General features: G+C 59.1%; 20 protein-coding genes and 1 tRNA gene. 9 read left to right on the forward strand and 12 right to left on the reverse strand.

Translation table 11 applies throughout. The annotated features are described in order from the left end of the window. Window positions 1-34 precede the first annotated feature (34 nt). Window positions 35-826, reverse strand: a complete 792-nt coding sequence (locus tag FY152_16925) for an SH3 domain-containing protein (GenBank protein ID UXS33854.1) — start codon at window positions 824-826, stop codon at window positions 35-37. Window positions 827-1,084: 258 nt separating this feature from the next. On the opposite strand from FY152_16925, the gene ubiG reads away from it, so the two are divergent. Then, entirely contained in the window at window positions 1,085-1,831 is a 747-nt protein-coding gene (ubiG, locus tag FY152_16930) for a bifunctional 2-polyprenyl-6-hydroxyphenol methylase/3-demethylubiquinol 3-O-methyltransferase UbiG (protein UXS33855.1), read from the forward strand. A 132-nt stretch (window positions 1,832-1,963) separates the two neighbouring features. Here the strand turns inward: ubiG and FY152_16935 are convergent, their stop codons facing one another. From FY152_16935 to FY152_16950, 4 genes are read right to left on the reverse strand one after another with little or no spacing between them, the layout of a single operon-like run. Beyond that, a complete protein-coding gene (locus FY152_16935) occupies window positions 1,964-2,392 on the reverse strand; it encodes a DUF1178 family protein (protein ID UXS33856.1) in 429 nt (142 codons plus the stop codon). Continuing rightward, the gene (locus FY152_16940) at window positions 2,389-3,249 is read right to left on the reverse strand and encodes a carbon-nitrogen hydrolase family protein (protein ID UXS33857.1); all 861 of its coding nucleotides are present in this window, start codon (window positions 3,247-3,249) and stop codon (window positions 2,389-2,391) included. The genes FY152_16935 and FY152_16940 overlap by 4 nt, the downstream gene beginning before the upstream one ends. Window positions 3,250-3,278: 29 nt before the next feature. Beyond that, complete coding sequence (gene grxC, locus FY152_16945; GenBank protein UXS33858.1) at window positions 3,279-3,533, reverse strand: glutaredoxin 3; 255 nt, start codon at window positions 3,531-3,533, stop codon at window positions 3,279-3,281. 60 nt (window positions 3,534-3,593) lie between these two features. Continuing rightward, window positions 3,594-4,385, reverse strand: coding sequence for a ComF family protein (locus FY152_16950; GenBank protein ID UXS33859.1), 792 nt, complete (start codon window positions 4,383-4,385; stop codon window positions 3,594-3,596). Window positions 4,386-4,528: 143 nt separating this feature from the next. Between FY152_16950 and FY152_16955 the strand changes: the two genes are divergently transcribed. After that, entirely contained in the window at window positions 4,529-5,410 is an 882-nt protein-coding gene (locus FY152_16955; protein UXS35087.1) for a methyltransferase domain-containing protein, read from the forward strand. 15 nt (window positions 5,411-5,425) lie between these two features. Here the strand turns inward: FY152_16955 and FY152_16960 are convergent, their stop codons facing one another. From FY152_16960 to FY152_16985, 6 genes are all read right to left on the reverse strand, one after another. After that, complete coding sequence (locus FY152_16960) at window positions 5,426-5,617, reverse strand: Flp family type IVb pilin (protein UXS33860.1); 192 nt, start codon at window positions 5,615-5,617, stop codon at window positions 5,426-5,428. 96 nt (window positions 5,618-5,713) lie between these two features. Further along, on the reverse strand, window positions 5,714-6,028 hold the full coding sequence (locus FY152_16965) for a hypothetical protein (GenBank protein UXS33861.1): 315 nt from the start codon (window positions 6,026-6,028) through the stop codon (window positions 5,714-5,716). A 158-nt stretch (window positions 6,029-6,186) separates the two neighbouring features. Next, a complete protein-coding gene (mutT, locus tag FY152_16970; GenBank protein UXS33862.1) occupies window positions 6,187-6,600 on the reverse strand; it encodes an 8-oxo-dGTP diphosphatase MutT in 414 nt (137 codons plus the stop codon). Further along, window positions 6,597-7,373, reverse strand: coding sequence for a GNAT family N-acetyltransferase (locus FY152_16975; protein ID UXS33863.1), 777 nt, complete (start codon window positions 7,371-7,373; stop codon window positions 6,597-6,599). The genes mutT and FY152_16975 overlap by 4 nt, the downstream gene beginning before the upstream one ends. A gap of 18 nt (window positions 7,374-7,391) precedes the next feature. Then, window positions 7,392-8,633 (reverse strand): bifunctional glutamate N-acetyltransferase/amino-acid acetyltransferase ArgJ, encoded by a 1,242-nt coding sequence (gene argJ, locus FY152_16980; protein ID UXS33864.1) that lies wholly within the window; start codon window positions 8,631-8,633, stop codon window positions 7,392-7,394. A gap of 93 nt (window positions 8,634-8,726) precedes the next feature. After that, window positions 8,727-9,626 (reverse strand): peptidylprolyl isomerase, encoded by a 900-nt coding sequence (locus tag FY152_16985; protein ID UXS33865.1) that lies wholly within the window; start codon window positions 9,624-9,626, stop codon window positions 8,727-8,729. A gap of 206 nt (window positions 9,627-9,832) precedes the next feature. Between FY152_16985 and secA the strand changes: the two genes are divergently transcribed. The 5 genes from secA (at window position 9,833) to FY152_17010 (ending at window position 17,626) form a co-directional block, all read left to right on the forward strand. Then, complete coding sequence (gene secA / locus FY152_16990) at window positions 9,833-12,550, forward strand: preprotein translocase subunit SecA (protein UXS33866.1); 2,718 nt, start codon at window positions 9,833-9,835, stop codon at window positions 12,548-12,550. Window positions 12,551-12,695: 145 nt separating this feature from the next. Next, on the forward strand, window positions 12,696-13,589 hold the full coding sequence (locus FY152_16995) for a DMT family transporter (GenBank protein ID UXS33867.1): 894 nt from the start codon (window positions 12,696-12,698) through the stop codon (window positions 13,587-13,589). An 81-nt stretch (window positions 13,590-13,670) separates the two neighbouring features. Continuing rightward, the gene (locus tag FY152_17000) at window positions 13,671-14,873 is read left to right on the forward strand and encodes an acyltransferase family protein (GenBank protein ID UXS33868.1); all 1,203 of its coding nucleotides are present in this window, start codon (window positions 13,671-13,673) and stop codon (window positions 14,871-14,873) included. 57 nt (window positions 14,874-14,930) lie between these two features. Next, the gene (locus FY152_17005) at window positions 14,931-16,346 is read left to right on the forward strand and encodes a lipopolysaccharide biosynthesis protein (GenBank protein UXS33869.1); all 1,416 of its coding nucleotides are present in this window, start codon (window positions 14,931-14,933) and stop codon (window positions 16,344-16,346) included. Between the two features lie 8 nt (window positions 16,347-16,354). Further along, window positions 16,355-17,626: a GNAT family N-acetyltransferase gene (locus FY152_17010; protein ID UXS33870.1), complete on the forward strand. Its 1,272-nt coding sequence runs from the start codon at window positions 16,355-16,357 to the stop codon at window positions 17,624-17,626. Window positions 17,627-17,679: 53 nt separating this feature from the next. Here FY152_17010 and FY152_17015 read toward each other — a convergent pair whose 3' ends face one another. Next, window positions 17,680-18,315, reverse strand: a complete 636-nt coding sequence (locus FY152_17015; protein UXS33871.1) for a hypothetical protein — start codon at window positions 18,313-18,315, stop codon at window positions 17,680-17,682. A gap of 262 nt (window positions 18,316-18,577) precedes the next feature. On the opposite strand from FY152_17015, the gene FY152_17020 reads away from it, so the two are divergent. Then, window positions 18,578-19,417: a hypothetical protein gene (locus FY152_17020; GenBank protein ID UXS33872.1), complete on the forward strand. Its 840-nt coding sequence runs from the start codon at window positions 18,578-18,580 to the stop codon at window positions 19,415-19,417. Window positions 19,418-19,576: 159 nt separating this feature from the next. After that, window positions 19,577-19,661: transfer RNA gene (locus FY152_17025), tRNA-Leu, on the forward strand. Window positions 19,662-19,812: the final 151 nt, after the last annotated feature.

The raw sequence follows: 19,812 nt of genomic DNA on the forward strand, positions 1-19,812 counted from the left end.
AAAGCCCGACGAAATCTCGCCGGGCTTTGTCTTTTTAGCGCGGGTCGCAACCCGGGTCGCCGATCCGGCATCCACCCTGGGGGTTTTCCGAGGCGGGCGCACGACGTGGGTCATCCCACTGACGGCGTTCGGGACGGCGCTGACCTTCGTCCTGATTTGGCTGGCGATCGCGATTGCGGTCGCGGTTTTCCTCTTCGAAGCGCGGGCGATTATCCTCACGGCGCGGCCTGTCACCCTGGTTTCTGTCACCCTGATTCCAGTCACCGTAACGGCGCTCCCAGCGTCCGTCATTCGGTCCGCCGCCCTGGCGCGGATCGCGCCATTCGTCACGGCGGCCGTCTCGCCACTCGTCGCGCGGACGCGGCCGGTCCCAGTCGCCACGCGGCGGCGGAGGGGCCACATTCCAGTAACCGCCGGAGGGCGGCGGGCGACGCCAGCGATCACGCTCGCGATAGAAATCGCGGTCGCGGTAATAACGGTCCCAGTAACGACCGGCTTCGAAGGTGATCACCGGAACGCCGAGATCACGATAATAGCGTGGCTCCACATAGACCCGGTTTTGCCGGTACGTCGTCTGAATATAGCGACCGGCGACCCAGCCGCGACCGCTAACGAAAGAGACGTCGCACCACGGCGTATCGGACAGGCAGCCATGCACCGTCAAGGGCGCGCCCGCCGAGATGACAACGACGGCCGGATAGGCCGTGCTCGGGCCGGAGCGCATATTCACATTCGCGGTGGCAAAGCCGCGCGTCGCGGCTTCGGCAAGTGCCGGCGCGGCGAGCATGGCCACCAGCGCTATTGCGCCAAACAGTTTTTTCTTCACTTCTTTCTCCTCAAGCAAAGGCCCGCTTTGCCCATGTCGGCATCCATCGCTGTCGATGGACGAGTATGCGTTCCGCATACTGCCACGACCGGAAAATACGCGTTCCTCCATGAACGCAGCATGAAACAAATGAGGCGCCCCATCGGTTCCACCTGCGGCAATGAGGCACCCGACAATTTGCCGGCGGAATGGACCGCCGGTCTTGACTTCGGGGGGCAATCATCCGACTTCAATGCAACAGCAATATGGAGCAGAACCATGAGCGAAACCGCAAAGACGACCGTCGACCAGAGCGAGGTGGATCGCTTCTCCGCGATGGCTGCGGAATGGTGGAGCCCGACGGGCAAGTTCCGCCCGCTGCATAAATTCAATCCCGTGCGGCTGGAATATATCCGCAACCGCATCTGCGACAATTTCGGCCGCGACCCGAAAGCGCACCGCCCGCTGGAAGGGCTGCGCGTGCTCGATATCGGCTGCGGCGGCGGTCTTCTTTCCGAGCCGGTGGCGCGTATGGGCGCGGATGTCGTGGGCGCCGATCCTTCGGAAAAGAATATCGGCATCGCCTCCACCCATGCGCGGGAAAGCGGTGTGACCGTCGACTACCGCGCCGTGACCGCCGAACAATTGCTGGAGGCCGGCGAAACCTTTGACGTCGTCCTCAACATGGAGGTGGTCGAACATGTGGCCAATGTCGATCTCTTCGTCACCACCTGCGCGAAAATGGTGCGCCCCGGCGGGCTGATGTTTGCCGCCACCATCAACCGTACGCTCAAAGCCCGGGCGCTCGCGATCTTCGCCGCCGAAAACGTGCTGCGCTGGCTGCCGCGCGGCACACATCAGTATGAGAAGCTGGTTCGTCCGGAAGAGCTTGAGCGGCCGCTGGTGGCAAGCGGCATGGATATCGTCCACCGCACCGGCGTCTTCTACAACGTGCTGCAGGACAGCTGGAATCTTTCGCCGGACATGGATGTCAATTACATGATGCTGGCGAAAAGGCCGTCGTAAACTAGTGCGCCCAACTCTCCGTCATGGTCGGGTTTGACCCGACCGTCGATTTGCGAACGTTGGGATGCATCCTCGGGTCAGGCCCGAGGATGACCTTGCTTATTGGTCGATATCGTCAAAACCGAATGAAGTTCAATTAACGTCGTCAGGCAGCACCGGCAGCGGCGCAATTTCAATGCCCTCGTCCAGCAGGGCCTTGGCATCCTGAGCCGAGGCATGGCCGATGATGCCGCGTTCGTCGGCCTCGCCATAGTGGATCTTGCGGGCCTCTTCGGGAAATTTATTGCCGACATCTTCCGCATTCGCGCGAATATTGGCGACGGCTTCACGGATTTTTGCCAGCGCTTCTTTTTTCGCCGTATCCATGGCGAGTGTCTGGCGTTCATCCTTCTTGCGGGCGGTGGAGACCGAAGGCGCCATCAGAAGCTTGGAGACCTGCACCGAATTGCAGACCGGACAGGACAGGAAGCCGCGCTGCAACTGATTGTCGAAATCGTCACTCCCGGAAAACCAGCCTTCGAACTCATGGCCCTTGTCACAGGCCAGCGCATAACGGATCACGCCGCCTCACCTCCGGCAGATTTCAGGGGAACAACCGTATCCAGCGCGAATTCGCGGGAATTGCGCAGATTGGGAATTTTTCCGCGCGCGGCAGCCACGAGCGACGTGTCGATCTCGGCGAAGATAATCTCTTCACCGGCGCCACCGGCAATTGCCAGCACCTTGCCCCATGGATCGATGATGATGGAATGACCGAAGGTTTCGCGCCCGTCCTCATGCACGCCGGCCTGTGCGGCGGCAATGACAAAAGCACCATTTTCAATAGCGCGGGCGCGCAGCAGAATTTCCCAGTGGGCTTCCCCCGTCTGGCGGGTGAAGGCGGCCGGAACCGTCAGAACCTCGGCGCCGGCAAGCGCTTCCGCCCGGAAAAGCTGCGGAAACCGAACATCGTAGCAGATCGCAAAGCCGAATTTTGCCAGCGGAAGTTCGGCGACACGCGCCTCGACGCCGGGTTCATAGGCAGCGCTTTCGCGCCAGCTCTCGCCATTGTCGAGATCGACATCGAACATGTGGATCTTGTCATAGCTGCAGATACGCGAACCATCCGGCGCGAAGAGAAAACCGCGATTGGCGATCTTGCCATCCGGACGGGCAATCGCCGTCGAACCGACATGGACATGAATGCCGAGTTCGCGTGCCAGCCGCGCGGCGGTCGCGACAATAATATCGCCGTCATCATCACGCAGCTGGGCGCGCAGCGCCTGCCGGTCCTTCTGGATGGCGCCGGTCATTTCCGGCGTCTGGACATAGACAGCACCTTCAGCTGCAGCGGCACGCACCAGGCGCTCCATATCGGCAGCATTTTTTACCGGGTCGACGCCGGATCGCATCTGAATGGCGGCAGCCTTGAAAGTCATCACGTCCTCCACGCCCGGAATAGAGCCGATCAGGCGGCCAGCATAATGTCGAGTTTACCGGCACGCTCCAGCGCATGCAGATCATCGCAGCCGCCGACATGCTCGCCATTGATGAAGATTTGCGGGAAGGTCGTCCCGCCGGATTTCTCGATCATTTCCTGCCGGTATTCCGGCGTCGTCGTGGCGTTATATTCAGCGTAGTCGACGCCCTTGCTGTCCAGCAGCGCCTTGGCGCGCGCGCAATAACCACAAAAATCCCGCGTATAGATCGTCACCGGTGCCATGTTCTTCCAAGCCTCGCAAACATGCGCCGAAGCGCACAATTTCCTCATCGCATTCAGGCTTCATATAGGCGCGGAAATGGCCATTGCAAAGGTCAAAACGGTCACTTCCGCGGCACCCGCTTTCCTTAGCGCACGGCTTGCCGCACCGACCGTCGCACCCGTGGTGTAAACATCGTCAACCAGCACCACACGCTTGCCGAAAATTCCCATTTCCCGACCGGATGATATTGCAAAAGCACCGCGCATATTGTCCCGCCGGGCAAGTGCCGAAAGCCCCACCTGCCGCTCGGTGGGCTTTACCCGCAATAGCGTATCCACAAGCAGGGGCTTGCCGGCGGCCTTGGCCAGATGCCGTGCCAGTTCAGCAGACTGATTGAAACGGCGACGCCAGAAACGGTGGCGATGCAAGGGCACAGGCACGATGCAATCACAGGCGTCAACCGTCCCATCACTCGCTCTCAGCATCCACAGTGCCATAAGCCGGGCAAGATCGGTCCGGTCCTGATATTTCAGCCGATGCACGAGCTTGCGGGCGGTTCCCTCATGGCTTGCGGCTGCGCGCAGACGATCAAAGGGCGGCGGATTTGCGATAGCCTCAGCGCTCACAGCGCCTTCGCCGTGATTCCGGGAAAAGGGAATGCCGAGAATCTCGCAAAACGGGCGATCGATGAAGCTGACATCCCGCCAGCAATCGGCACACAGGGCGCCCTCGCCGCCCGTCATGCGGGCGCATCCGGCGCAGGTCGGTGGATAAACCATGCGGAAGGCCGAGCGCAATGTGATACGTGCCGCCGCCGACACGGCAGCGGACTTCGACAGCAATCCCGAAAACAGATCATCGCCAGCACCCATGAGGTTGACTTTACCGCCGAACGGGTGCCTTTGCGAGAGCGATACGGTCCGGTTTCATCCCGGCAAAACGATGCCCAAGCGGCATGACAGCAACGATGCGGCCCGCCGATCCCGAAGGCGATGGAGGCCGAGCAGGCAAGACGATGGATATTCTCTTTGACCAGGCCCTGATTGAACAAAACCGTCACCGGGCGTGGAGCCGGCGTGACGACAAGGCCCTGTTCCTTCTCGACATGGCAGCCGAGGAGCTTGCCGACAGGCTCGCAATCGTCGAGCGCCGGTTCGAGACCGCAATCGAGCTGCATGGCGGAACGGGCGTCACTGCCCGGCGCGTGGCCGAGACCGGCAAGGTGGATATTATCCGCCGCATCGAGACCGAGAGCAGTTTTACGACGGATGGAAATATCCCCGAGGCCGCTTCCATGGAGCATCTGCCGCTAGAGGAGGCCTCCGCCAATCTCGTCGTTTCGCCGCTTGCCCTGCATCTTACCAATGATACGCCCGGTGCGTTGATCCAGATAAGGCGGGCATTGAAGCCGGACGGGCTGTTTCTCGGCGCCATTCCCGGCAGCGGCACCTTGCAGGAATTGCGCGACGTGCTTTTGACGGCAGAGGCGGAACTGACCGGCGGCGCAAGCCCGCGCGTCATTCCCTTTGCCGATGTCCGCGACGTCGGTGCGCTTTTGCAGCGCGCCGGTTTTGCGCTCCCTGTCACCGATTCGGAAACATATACGGTACGTTACGACTCGATTTTTCCCCTGATGCGCGACCTGCGCGCCATGGGCATGGCAAATCCGCTGGCAAGCCGCAGCAGAAAACCGCTCGATCGGGCGTTTTTCCTGCGGGCAGCGGAACTTTACGCCGAGCGTTATTCCGATCCGGATGGGCGGATAAGGGCGACGTTTTCCATCATCTATGTTTCAGGCTGGGCGCCGCATGAGAGCCAGCAGAAACCGCTGAAGCCCGGCTCCGCCAAGATGCGCCTTGCCGACGCTCTGAAGACAACTGAGGTGAAACTGTCCTGAGCTACCGGGGCGGTTTCAGCTGTTGGCGAAAGTGTCGGCGATAAGCTGGAACACTGTATTGATATTGCCGCTGATGGCGGTTGCGCCACCGATGAGTGCGGCGGAAATCAGTCCGACAATTAAGCCATATTCGACCGCGGTCGCGCCACGTTCGTCCTTATAGAAACCGATCAAAAAATGCAGCACAGGATATTCCCCATCCGCCATCCGGTGCGCTCAGCCAGCCGGCATTATGACATATTGAAATCGGATTTATCTTAAGGCCGAGCGCATGAGGGATTCGTTACCGATGATGGTAAACGATCAGCAACCGCTCTCATTGCTATAGCCAGTGACGACACAGGGCATTTCCGGCATCGGCTGTGTTATGCTGCGACGGATGGAATAGGTCTTGCCGGCATCGGTCTTCTTGATGGAGCCGGTGCTTATCATGTCGTAATTATCGGGGAACTGCGCAACCCGGGTCGAGGACTTGCCTGCCAGCATGGGGGTGACGATCAGGGAGAGAGCGATCACCGCCGTCCCGAAAAGCAGGGCGACGTTGAGAACGCCGGTGCGACGGGATTTATTGGAATAAGAGTGACGACCTTCCACCGTCTTCCAGAAATCCTCGTTCATGACCAACCTCGTCTCGCGCAGTTTACCGCTTCTTTAGATTAACAATCTGCCAGAGGGTGCTGAACGATCTCTTAACGCAGCCCCGTTTTGGCACGGCAAAACCGGGATACATTGCCTTTTCACGAAGCTGTTACGGCGTGAGGCACGCCAGCTGCGCTTTAAAGCAGGTCCTGAAGGAAGGGAATGAGTGGCTCGTCGGCCGGTGGCATGGGGTAGTCGCGCAGAGCCTGCGGCTTCACCCATTTTATCGCCTGCCCTTCCCGCCCATGGGCAATGCCCTCGTAACGACGGCAGACATAGAGCGGCATCAGCAGATGAAAAGTCTCGTAGGTGTGGCTGGCGAAAGTCAGCGGCGCAAGGCAGGCGACCTTGGTTTTCACACCGAGTTCCTCATCCAGTTCACGGACAAGGGTTTCCTCCGGCGTCTCACCGTGCTCCACCTTACCGCCGGGAAACTCCCAGAGACCGGCAAGCGACTTGCCTTCCGGACGCTGGGCCAGAAGGATGCGGCCATCCTGATCGAGCAGGGCACAGGCGGCGACCAGCAGGATTTTTTTGCCCGCTTCACTCATTCTCCCGCACCCTTGCGCCAGTAGCGATAGCTATAGGCCTCGCTGAAACCGAATTTTTCGTAAAGCGCAATCGCGGGTGCATTGGTTGAAACAACCTGCAACCAGGCGCTTTTGGCGCCGCTGATCCTGGCCCACCGCAGCGCTGAGGCCAGAATCTGGGTGCCAAGCCCCCTCTGGCGCTGCGACCTGGCAACATCGAGCGAGAGGATGCCGGCCAGATCGTTGTCCTGCACGCAGATGACGGTCGCAAGCGCGCTGCCTTCAACTTCCTCGTTGATGAACAGGCCAAGCGTCGGCTTGATCGAGCTGACGATTTCCGCAATCGCCGGCCTCTGGGCCGGGTCGCCATCGCTGACCTTGATGCTCGCTTCGACAAAGCGGCCAATATCGTGGCTAGGCAGGCTTACGAGGGTTTCCGGCAATTCCATGCCGGCAAGATCAGCCGTCATGACCTTGACCTCTTCGAAAACGGACCAGCCATCGTCCAAGAGAAAAGCCTTGAGCTGCGGCGGCATCAGCGTCGTTTCACGCACCACCAGCTGGCGGCCGAAATCCTCGAAACGCTTGCGCGCCTTTTCCAGCCGCACCGCGCAATTGCCGTAATCGGAAGGGTCGAGCGGCACCACGCAGTTGATGCGCTTGGAGGGGTGCGAACCCGTGAGGCGAATTTGCCAGCTGCCATCATACATCACCGACGAGGCCGGCCATGCCCGGAAGCTGACGGCTTCCAGACGGCGAACAAGCGGCAGATTGACGGCCTTGTTTTCCTGCATTCTCTTCGGCTCCAACGGTCAGCTCCGGTAGTCGCCGTTGATCGCAACATATTCCTTGGTCAGATCGCAGGTCCAGACAGTGGCGGTGCCCTGACCGAGACCGATATCCACCTTCACCGGAATGTCCTCCAGCCGCATCACGGCCGTGGTCTCGGCTTCCGAATAGGCGGGATCGCGTTCGCCATTGACGGCCACACGCACGTCACCGAACCAGATGGCAAGACGATCACGATCGGCCATTTCGCCGGATTTACCGACAGCCATGACGACACGGCCCCAGTTGGCGTCTTCGCCGGCAACGGCGGTCTTCACCAGCGGCGAATTGGCGATGGACAGGGCTATCTTCTTGGCGGCGGCATCGTTTTCCGCACCCGTGACGGTGACTTCCACCATCTTGCGCGCACCCTCACCGTCGCGCACCACCTGCAACGCCAGATCCTTCAAAAGATCGTTGAGCGCAGCGCGGAAGGAGGACAGACGCTCGTCATCGGCGCTCGTCACCTTCACCTGGCCATCTTCAGCCGCCGCACCCGTGGCAAACAGCATCAGCGTGTCTGACGTGGACGTGTCGCTGTCGACCGTCACGGAATTGAAGGTTGGGCCGACACCGGCGGAAAGCAGGGATTGCAGGACGGCAGGCTCAATATCGGCATCCGTCACCACAAAAGAGAGCATCGTCGCCATATCGGGGGCAATCATGCCCGCCCCCTTGGAAATACCGTTGATCGTCACGATCACGCCGCCGATTTCGGCTGTGCGGGTCGCGACCTTGGGGTAGGTGTCGGTGGTCATGATCGCCTTGGCAGCTTCCTGCCAGAAATCGGCTTCCGCCCTGACGTTCATGTCGCCGAGAACACCGGCAAATTTCGAGGCATCGAGCGGTTCGCCGATCACGCCCGTCGATGCGAGAAACACTTCACCCTCAGAGCAGCCGACGGCGGCGGCGGCAGATTTCGCCGTCAGTTCGGTCGCCGCCTTGCCCTTGACACCGGTAAAGGCGTTGGCGTTGCCGGAATTGACCACCACGGCGCGCGCTACGCCGCCGCCGAGATTGGCGCGGCAGAAATCAACGGGGGCCGAGGGGCACTTCGATTTGGTGAAGACGCCTGCCACACTTGCCGGCTTGTCGAATACCATCAGGAGAACGTCAGTACGGTTCTTGTACTTGATGCCGGCGGCAGCCGTCGCCATGCGAACACCGCGCAGCGCGGGCATCTCGGGATAGGATTTCGGAGCGAGCGGGGAAACGGCAACGGACATGGGGAAGCGCCTGAAATTCTGGAAAAGAGAGGTATGGGAATGCCTGAGATGAAACGGGGCGGCCTGTAAGCCGCCCCGTAACATGGGTCATTATTACTGCTGCGGCTGAGCCTGCTGTTCCTTCGTGGCTTCGTCGTAGCCCTTCTTAAGCGTCTCATCCATGATTTCGATCTTCTGGTCAGCCTTTGCCTTCTCGATGAGGGCAACGTACTTGTCACGCATGACAAGCTGACGAACCTGCGGCTCAACCTGCTCGAAAGCCGGCGGCGGAGCGATGCGCTTGTCTTCCAGCTTGATGACGTGGAAGCCGAACTGCGTCTTCACAGGGGTCTTGGTGTAGGCGCCCTTTTCGAGGCCGAAAGCGGCTTCTTCGAATTCCGGCACCATGCGGCCCTTGCCGAACCAGCCGAGATCGCCACCGTCATCCTTGTTGGAATCGGTCGACTTCTCCTTGGCGAGGGCTGCGAACTCCTTGCCCGAATCAAGCTGCTTGATGATGTCCTTGGCTTCATCTTCGCTCGCGACCAGAATGTGGGCGGCCTTGATTTCTTCTTCCTGAGGCAGGGCTGCGACTTCCTTGTCGTAACGCGCCTTCACTTCGTCGGCGGTAACGGCATCGACCACATGCTTGCGGAAATAGGCATTGTGCAGCTCACGGTCCTGGATGAATTCCATGCGCTTCTTGAAATCCTCGGTCTTTTCGAGACCTTCTGCGCTGGCGTTCTTCACCAGAAGCTTGACGTCGATCGCGCCGGAAAGGGCTGCAACCTTCTTCTGCTCGTCGGGAAGCTGCGCGAGCTGCGGGTCGAGATTGCCCATGGCGAGGTCGAGTTCGGACTGGTGGATTTCCAGATCGCCGACCTTGGCGACAACCTTGTCTTCCTGTGCGAAAGCCGGAAGCTGGAGGCCGAGCGTGGCCACAATCACCGCAGCCGCAATTTTATTATAGCGCAACATTTTGAACCTTTCGGGGACAATGCCGGCTCCAGACATGGTTTCCGGCTCTGAAAAAACTTCCAAACACCGGATTGTGGCCATTCTGTAACGGGCAGAACCGTTGACATCATTTGCCCCCCCTCTTATCTGTCACGCAACCTCGCGTCCAGATACGTTGAAGGGCGAAGTCCGTCATTTGTGCTGAAAACAGCGTGACGGAGAACAGCGCCCGGCAAAACGGAATTTCAGAAAGGGCCAGTAAGATGGTCAGTCTCGGCGGAATAGCCCGCAAGTTGTTCGGTTCGGCAAATGATCGCCGCGTCCGCTCCTATAAAAGCAAGATCGCAGCCATCAATGCGCTGGAAGAGGCCACCAAGGCACTCTCCGACGAAGCGCTGGCGGCCAAGACGGCGGAATTCCGCCAGCAGCTTGCCGATGGCAAGACGCTGGATGACCTGCTGATCCCGGCTTTCGCCGTCGCCCGTGAGGCGTCGCGCCGCGTTCTGCACATGCGCCCCTTCGACGTGCAGCTGACCGGCGGCATGATTCTGCATGGCGGCGCCATCGCCGAAATGAAGACCGGTGAAGGCAAGACACTGGTGGCGACCCTTGCGGTCTACCTCAACGCGCTCGCCGGCAAGGGCGTGCATGTCGTTACCGTCAACGACTACCTCGCCAAGCGCGACGCCGCCACGATGAGCAGGCTCTATGGCTTCCTCGGCCTGACGACCGGCGTCATCGTGCACGGCCTGGACGACGACCAGCGCCGCGAGGCCTATGCCTGCGACATCACCTACGCGACAAATAACGAACTCGGCTTCGATTATCTGCGCGACAACATGAAATATGATCGCGCCCAGATGGTGCAGCGTGGCCACAACTACGCCATCGTCGACGAAGTCGACTCGATCCTGGTCGATGAGGCGCGCACGCCGCTCATCATTTCCGGCCCGCTGGACGATCGCTCCGATCTTTACAACACCATCGACGCTTTCATTCCGCTTCTGTCGCCGGAAGATTACGAGATCGACGAGAAGCAGCGTTCGGCCAACTTCTCCGAAGACGGCACCGAGAAGCTCGAGAACCTGCTGCGTCAGGCGGGCCTTCTGAAGGGCGAATCGCTTTACGACATCGAAAACGTCGCCATCGTCCACCACATCAACAACGCGCTGAAGGCCCACAAGCTCTTTACCCGCGACAAGGACTACATCGTCCGCAACGACGAGATCGTCATCATCGACGAGTTTACCGGCCGCATGATGCCCGGCCGCCGTTATTCCGAAGGTCAGCACCAGGCGCTGGAAGCCAAGGAAAAGGTGCAGATCCAGCCGGAAAACCAGACGCTTTCCTCCGTCACCTTCCAGAACTATTTCCGCATGTACTCAAAGCTTGCCGGCATGACCGGTACGGCATCGACGGAAGCGGAAGAATTCGGCAACATCTACGGCCTCGATGTCATCGAAGTGCCGACCAACCTGCCGATCCAGCGTATCGACGAGGATGACGAGGTTTACCGCACCGGCGAGGAGAAATTCCTGGCCATCATCACCGAGATCAAGGCGGCGCATGAACGCGGCCAGCCGGTTCTCGTCGGCACCACGTCGATCGAAAAATCCGAACTTCTGGCCCATATGCTGCGCCAGTCCGGCTTTACCGATTTCCAGGTCCTGAACGCCCGTTATCACGAGCAGGAAGCCTATATCGTTTCGCAGGCCGGCGTTCCCGGCGCCGTGACCATCGCCACCAACATGGCCGGCCGCGGTACCGACATCCAGCTTGGCGGCAACGTCGACATGCGCCTCGAGCGCGAGCTGGAAGGCATGGAGCCGGGTCCCGAGCTTGATGCCAAGGAAGAGGCGATCCGCGCCGAGATCAAGGTGCTCAAGGAAAAGGCGCTTGCCGCCGGCGGTCTTTACGTCATCGCCACCGAGCGCCACGAAAGCCGCCGTATCGACAACCAGCTGCGCGGCCGTTCCGGCCGTCAGGGCGACCCCGGCCGCTCGAAATTCTATCTGTCGCTCCAGGATGACCTGATGCGCATCTTCGGCTCCGAGCGCATGGACTCGATGCTGCAGAAGCTCGGTCTGAAGGAAGGCGAGGCCATCGTCCATCCCTGGATCAACAAGGCGCTGGAACGCGCCCAGAAGAAGGTCGAAGCCCGCAACTTCGAGACCCGCAAGAACCTTCTGAAATATGACGACGTGCTGAATGATCAGCGCAAGGTGATCTTCGATCAGCGCCTCGAGCTGATGGAAGCCGACAATATCGGCGAAACCGCAGCCGACATGCGCAATGAAGTCATCGAAACGCTCGTCGCCAAGCATATTCCCGAAAATGCCTATGCCGAACAGTGGGATATCGCCGGCCTGAAGGCGGGTATCGCCCAGTTCCTGAACCTCGACCTCCCGGTGGAGGAATGGGCCAAGGAAGAAGGCATCGCCGAGGACGACATTCTTCAGCGCGTTACCGAGGCGGCCGACAAATACGCCGACGAGCGTGCGGAACGTTTCGGTCCCGAGATCATGACCTATGTGGAACGTTCGGTCATTCTCCAGACGATCGACCATCTGTGGCGCGAACATATCGTCAATCTCGACCATCTGCGCTCCGTCGTCGGTTTCCGTGGTTACGCCCAGCGCGATCCGTTGCAGGAATACAAGGCGGAAGCCTTCGAGCTGTTCCAGGCACTGCTTGCCAATCTGCGTGAAGGCGTCACCGCCCAGCTGATGCGCGTGGAACTCGTGCAGCAGGAACCGCAGCAGCCGGAACTGCCGGAAATGACCGCACATCACCTCGACCCGGTCACGGGCGAAGACGAGATGTCGCATGGCGGACAAGTCGTGCCGGTTGCTTTCGTGCCGAGCGAGGAGCGCGATCCGGAAAACCCCGCCACCTGGGGCCGTATCGGCCGCAACGAAATGTGCCCCTGCGGTTCGGGCAAGAAATACAAGCACTGCCACGGCGTTTACGAACAGGCTTAAGCCCGGTCGACCAGAAATGAAAAATCGCCCGTAACCCGCGTTACGGGCGATTTTGTTTGTGGCGGATCGTTGCCACCGATCGGGGTGTTGACTGGTATTCGCACTTTCCATATGGGAGCCGGATCATCTGCTGGAAACTGCCCCCATGGCCCCTCGCGATCTCGCCGCCTATATTTTTCTCGCACTCGCGTGGGGTGTGTCTTTCCTGCTGCTTCTCCATGTTGTGGCCGCCTTCGGCTGGATAGGCGCAGTCACACTTCGCTCGCTGATGACCGCCGTGGCCCTCTTTCTCATCGCGCTCGCGGCGCGCCGGAAGCTCACATTTTCTGCGGGCTGGCGGGCATTTGCAATTGTCGGCGCAACGACGGTCGCTGGGCAATTGATCGGCCTGTCCTACGCGACACCCCAGATCGGCACCGCAATGGCCGCCATTCTGGTCGCCACAATCCCACTTTTTTCCATGCTCATTTCGCAGATATGGGGGATCGAGCGGCTGACGCGACAGGGAATTGCGGGTCTCGTCATCGGATTTGCCGGCATTGTCCTGCTTGTCGGTTTTCCCGCCGTGCCCGTTACCACCGGCTTCATCATCGGCTGCGCCGCCGCTGTCGCCGCCTGCATCTGCGCCGCCTATGGCAGTAATTATGCGAGCCTTCACCTGAAAGGGGTGGGCTCCTGGGAAATCACCATCGGCTCCTTCCTGACCGGCGGCCTGATGACCTTCCCGCTTCTTCTCGCCGTACCCTTGCCCGGAACGCCGGGTCTTGTCGATTACGGATATCTTCTCATCCAGGCGGTCGTCATGAGCGGCCTCACCTACATCACCTATTTCCGGCTTGTCTCCTCCATCGGCGCGACCAAGGCGATCAGCGTGGAGTTCGCCGTAACTGTCGTCGCGGTGCTCGTCGGCGCCCTGGTGCTCGATGAACCCCTATCGCTTCCCCAGCTGTTTGGCGCCGGCATCATCATACTGGGCTGCGCATTGGTACTTGATCTCCTGCCCGGCAGGAAAGCACCGCCCACGCCATCGGGGGCATGAAGGGTTTATTAGCGTTTTCCACTAATAGTCGTGCCGGTCGTAACAGATCACACGGGATCGCGTTTTCAACGCGAGGGAAAAATGCAACCGGGCAATTCAGACTATGAGCATTATTGGGACCCGCTCAGGGCTCTCCTGATGCTGCTCGGCATTCCCTATCACGCCTCGCTGCTCTACAGCCACGCCCTGCCCTGGGACATCAAAGATTTCGAGACCAGCCCGTTCCTGAGCGCGCTTGGAGCGGCATTCGTGACGTTCCGCATGCCTGCGTTTTTTCTCGTCGCCGGGTATTTCTCGGTCATGGTCATCGGCAAAAAAGGCAGGATGCGCTGGCTCAAACAGCGCTTCCTGCGCCTTGGCATACCCTTCGTCGTGGCGGTGCTCCTGCTTGGGCCATCACAGCTTTTCATGCTCAAACTGTCGGAATTTGCCAAGGGCGACATCACTGCCGGCGAAATGATGCAGAACCTGCCGGATCTGTTGCAGCCGAGCGAGCAGTGGATCATGCATCTATGGTTCCTGCCTGCCCTTCTCGCCTATTCGGTGCTGCTTGCGGGCCTCTTGCATCTCCTGGAGCAACCACCGTTTGCAGATGCAAAAGACTGGCTCGACAGGGTGAAGGACCGATATCCGCGCCTGTTCTTCACCGCCCTCTGCGCCCTCCCCGTTCTGTGGGAATTGTTGGTTTATGGCTCCGACCTGCTTGCCGCGAAAAGCGAAAACAGCGTTTTTCTTCTTTATGAACGGGCCTCGGACCCCTATGCGCGCTATCTGCCATTCTTTTTAATCGGGGCTCTGCTGCGCCGTGACAGAAGCCTGTTTCACCGCTTTCGCCAGACCGGCATTCTCACGGGTATCGTCGCGTCCGGTTCCATCGCGACGGCGGTAACGCTGCGATTGCAAAACCCTTTTTCAAACTCGGCGCCACTGGTACTGGTTTCGGCGATTGCAGCCGTGACGACGAGCCGGCTCCTGATCGACCTTGCCTGCCGCTATTTTGACAGGCCCAGCCCGCTTGCCAAACGGATGACGGATGCCTCCTTCACCATCTATCTGCTTCATCATCCGCTGATTTATGCCTTCGGCACGCTTTTCATTCTAATTTCACTGCCGCCCGTCTTGGAATTCGCCGTCATCGTCGCGGCCACCACAGCAACGGCCTATATGCTGCACCAGGCGATACGGTGCAGTCCGCTTGCCCTCTTTCTTTTCAACGGCATCCGCAGGCCGCCGGTGGCAAACGATATTGGCACACAAGTCCCCGCCTCCCACACCCTTCGTTAATGATGAAGCCCTTATAATCGGGTTGCCCACTCAACTGGAAATGATGGCGTGTGGATCATGGCTATCCTCAACACGGCGGAAAAAGCCCTACCCGCAGGCCTGCGTGCGAAACTCGCGCCGCTGGTAGCGAAAATCGCTGTCATTGTGTCCGGCGGAGATGATGTCTCCCGCGCCCAGCGCATGGCGCTGGTCGCTTTTGCGGTGCGCATCGTCAGTGCCGGTATTGCATTCATCTCCCAGATCATCCTCGCCCGCCTGATGGGCGAATTCGAATACGGCCTGTTCGCCTTCGTCTGGGTTCTGGTGATCCTGTTCGGCAATCTGTCCTGTCTTGGCTTCCACACCACCGTCATTCGCTTTTTGCCCGGCTATCGTCTGGAAGAGGCCCATGACAAGATCATGGGGCTGACCTCGACGGCGCGCATCTTCGCCATGCTTTCGGCCAGCGCTCTGGCGCTTTTCGGCTTCATCTTCCTGTATTTCTTCGGCGAGCGGATCGCAGCCTATTACCTCATTCCCGTTGCGCTGGCGCTTTTCACCCTGCCAATGGTGGCGCTTGGGGACGTGCTGAACGGCACCGCACGCGCCAATGGCTGGGCCATTTCCGCGCTCAGCCCCACCTATATCGTCCGTCCCGTGCTGATCCTGCTGTTCATGCTGGTGGCAATCGGCCTCGGCGCGGAAAAGACCGCAACGACGGCGATGCTGACGGCCCTTATGGCCACCTATGTGACCACGCTTTTCCATTTCGCCTTCATGAACCGAAGGCTCAACCGGCACTTCCGCAGCGTTACCCGCCAGGTGCATTTCCGCCACTGGTTGCGCTTCGCCTTTCCCGTCTTCCTGATCGATGGCATCGGCTTTCTGATGACCAATTCGGATGTGGTGATCGTCGGTCTTTATCTGCCGCCGGATCAGGTCGGTATCTATTTCGCCGCGGCAAAGACCATCGTGCTGATGCAATTCGTGTTTTTCTCAGTGCAGGCAGCGGCGGCGCCGCGCCTCGCCGCCCTGATTTCGGCAAATGACCGGCAGGGCCTGGCGGGCTTCGCCAGCCAGGCGGCGCGATGGGCTTTCTGGCCGTCGCTGGCCGTGGGCGGCGTCGTGCTTCTGGCGGGCCCTTTCCTGCTATCGCTGTTCGGTCCGGGCTTCGTCCAGGGTTACGAGTTGATGTTCTTCCTCTTTGCCGGCTTCCTTGCAAAAGCGTTGATCGGCCCCGGAGAAACGCTGTTGAATATGGCCGGCAAACAAAAATTGTGCGTGGCTCTTTATATTATTATCTTCGGTTGCAACATTCTGCTCAACATGGCGCTGATTCCGGTCTATGGTCTGAAAGGGGCCGCGGCGGCGGTCGCGATAGCCATGTGCATAGAAGCTGTGCTATTGCATATTGCCATTCGCCGTACACTCGGGATCGTCCTTTTTGCCTTCAACGATCCCCGGGCGGGTCAAGACACTGGGAAGGCGGTGTAACGATAAGCATGTCCAGCGACCCAAAGAATCCGGATTTTCAGGACCCGCGCATCGCTGCGCTGATGGCGTCTGCGGAGCGTGACCGCCCCGTTGCAGACAGCAGCCGGCGCGTGGGACGCGACGGCCGCGAATTCTGTATCTATCCGGGCCAGCTCGGTTATGAAATGCAGGAGGAACTCGACTTCCTGTCCAATCGCGTCATGGAAGCGAATGTCTTCTTCACCGGGCGGCTGCTTGCGCCCGCCATGCCGCGTATCGACGATAAGTCCGTGCGTTTCGCCCTCATTCGCGACGAAAACGGCGCCAGAAGCCGCATGCGTTTTCTGATGCCCTTTACCGTCGAAAAGCCGGGCTTTTCCATCGGTCCTTCCATTATCCGCGTCTGGGCGAACCCCTTCGGTCCGCTCGGCACACCGCTGGTCGATACCGAAGGCGCTGCGGAAACGCTCGACAATCTTTTCGACGCGCTCTCCGATCCGGAAATGCGCCTGCCGAATGTGCTCGTGCTGCCGGATGTGCGGCTTGAAGGGCCTTTCGCCAGCATGTTCAGGGCCATCGCCATCAGCCGCAACCTGCCATTGACCACGACAGGAAGTTATCAGCGGCCGGTTCTGGAAAGCCTTCTCGACGGTGAGGCCTATCTGCGCAACTCGCTTGCGCCGCACCATATGCGGGAAATGCGCCGGCAGTGGCGACAACTCGAGCAACTCGGCACGCTATCCTATACGGTTGCCCGTCAGCCGAAGGACATACGCTACCGCATGGAGGAATTCCTGGCGCTGGAGGCGAGCGGCTGGAAAGGCCGCAAACGCACCGCGCTGGTCAATGATCGTTATCGCGCGGCCTTCGCCCGCGAGGCGATCACCAATCTGGCCGAAGCGGATGCGGTGCGCATTCACACCATCGATCTCAACGGCAGCGCGATTGCGTCCATGGTCGTCTTTTTGACGGCCGGCGAGGCCTATACGTGGAAAACCGCCTTTGACGAAAACTACGGGCAGTTCTCTCCCGGCAAGCTGCTGGTGCAGAAACTGACCGGCTGGCATCTGGACGACGCCAATATCATGCGCAGCGACAGCTGTGCGGTGCCCGACCATCCGATCATGAGCCGCTTCTGGCAACAGCGTCAGGAAATGGGCACGTTGGTCGTGGGGTTGACCCATAACAGCGACCGCGACGTGCGGCAGGTTTCCACGCAGGTGGACATGTATCGCAACACCCGGAACCTCGCCCGCAGCCTGCGGCAGAAGATCCTGTCCTTCGGACGCAAGGGCAATTAAAACCGAAGGACGCGGATAGCGTCCTTCGGTCGATGCTGCGGTATCAGACCCGATCAGCGTGAAGCGGTGCGGATCATCTTGCACAATTGCGTCAGGGCCGCATCGTAGCCGCCGCCCAGAATATCGATACAACGGCGGGCGAGCTTGATCTGCTCGGTCCGTGACATGTCATTATAGGCCTGTATGGCATTGCGCATGCCACCGGGGGAAACCGTTCCCGGATTGCCGGGATTGGATGGATTGCCCGGGTTACCGGGATTTCCGGGGTTCGTGGATGAGCCGCCGATACCAACCCCGACCCCAAGGCCAAGACCGCTCGATCCACCCACATTGGCGCCGACATTGGCATTGATGCCGCCTGAGCCGCCAACCGAGGCATTAACCCCCGCGTTGACACCGCTCGATCCGCCAACGGAAGCATTGACGTCCGCATTGACGCCGTTGCTGCCACCGACCGAAGCGTTGACATCCGCACCCAGCCCGCCGCCGCTCCTGCCGCCGACATCCGCACTTGCATTCACGCCGCTGCTGCCGCCAACGGAGGCGTCGACACCGAGCCCACCGCTGCCATTGCCGCCCACGCTGGCATTCACCCCATTCTCACCGCCAATCCCGATATCCAGCGCATGAGCGTTGACCGGCAGGATGAGACAGGCAGACAATAATAAATTGCGAGAAAGCGCCCTCATAGTTTCCTCCATATGAGTTAGGCCATTCCCGCCCCGCGTGGAAACTCCACCCGGACATCATAATTCAATTAGCAATTGCGTATATTCTAATTTATTAGAGGTGCCTAATATTAGATTGCCGACGCAACTACAGGTGTATCGATGTGGGAAAGCGTAGATATTGCGAGTAATATAGGGGACAAAATCTAAATCCGACGTAAGATCGTGCTAGATTATTTGCCGCTCACTGCTTCAAATCGATGAAGTAATTCAGGAAACGAGAATGCCACCGAAAGAACAAAAGAACCGCGGCACGTGCATCTTCTGCGGAAAATCGAACAACCGTTTAAGTAAAGAGCACATCTGGCCCAAATGGCTGCAGAACCATATCCCAGATCCCGGTCCATCGCGACATACAGTCAGTCAAGGGTTCATTATCGATGGGCAAATAGTCAATGTAATGGACAAAGGTCAACTCTATCGACCGGGAACAATAATATCGCAACGACTTCGTGTAGTCTGCTTACCCTGCAACAACGGCTGGATGAGTAGACTGCAAAACCAAAACAAACCCATCATTGAAGAGTTTATCAAAGGGCAATGGCCAAAACTGGATCTGCTTAGGCAACGTGATCTAGTTCGCTGGTGTTTGATGTTGGCTACGATGATGGACTTTGCCCACCCGCTCACTAGCGCTATCCCAGCGGAGCAAAGGCTTGCTCAGTCGACTGGCGTTATACCAGAGCAAACAATTGTCTGGATCGGAAAAATCGCAGGGGAGAAATGGCGTATAGGGTTCAATCATTTTGGCTTTGATCCGCACACGATTGCCTTTACGGCAAAAGATGCAGAGAATGTATTGAAGAATGGCCTATATATGGCTCAGACAACTACCTTCGTCGTCGGCAGCCTACTAGCTGTAGTCTATACTTCAACCAAACCCAGGACAGTCGCGGCAGCACATCTGGGAAACGCTCATTCACTAGCCATTGCTTGGCCTACTGGAACCACCATCAATGAGCCAAAACGAATACATAATGATGAGAGCGCGAATGCAGCTAGTCAAATTCTACTACCACCTGAACAACGCCAAATAGTTCGACCGGCTTGGGTCACACTATAAATGCCTACATTTTCGCGAGTTAAGGTTTTGAGTCTCAACTGCGCTGGTTCCAAAAACAAGAGGAGACTGACAACGAAGGCCGTAAATGCCTCTAACTCAAAGCTTTGGGGTTGCACGCATGGCCTTGACCATGATAGACGCCGTGGCATTACCACCGTTGCCCCAATGGCGGAATTGGTAGACGCGCCGCACTCAAAATGCGGTTCCGAAAGGAGTGCTGGTTCGATCCCGGCTTGGGGTACCACTTTCCAGAAACAGCATTGATTTTCTTTTATTTTTGCCTCGGCCTTGCCGCAAGGCCGTTCGATTGCCCAATGGTCGCCGGCATCCTCACGAAACTTTGCTTACGCACCTCGTTTATTACCGGGCTTTCATTTGCCAGATGCAGCGGACTG

Source organism: Agrobacterium tumefaciens, assembly GCA_025560025.1.
GTDB lineage: Bacteria > Pseudomonadota > Alphaproteobacteria > Rhizobiales > Rhizobiaceae > Agrobacterium.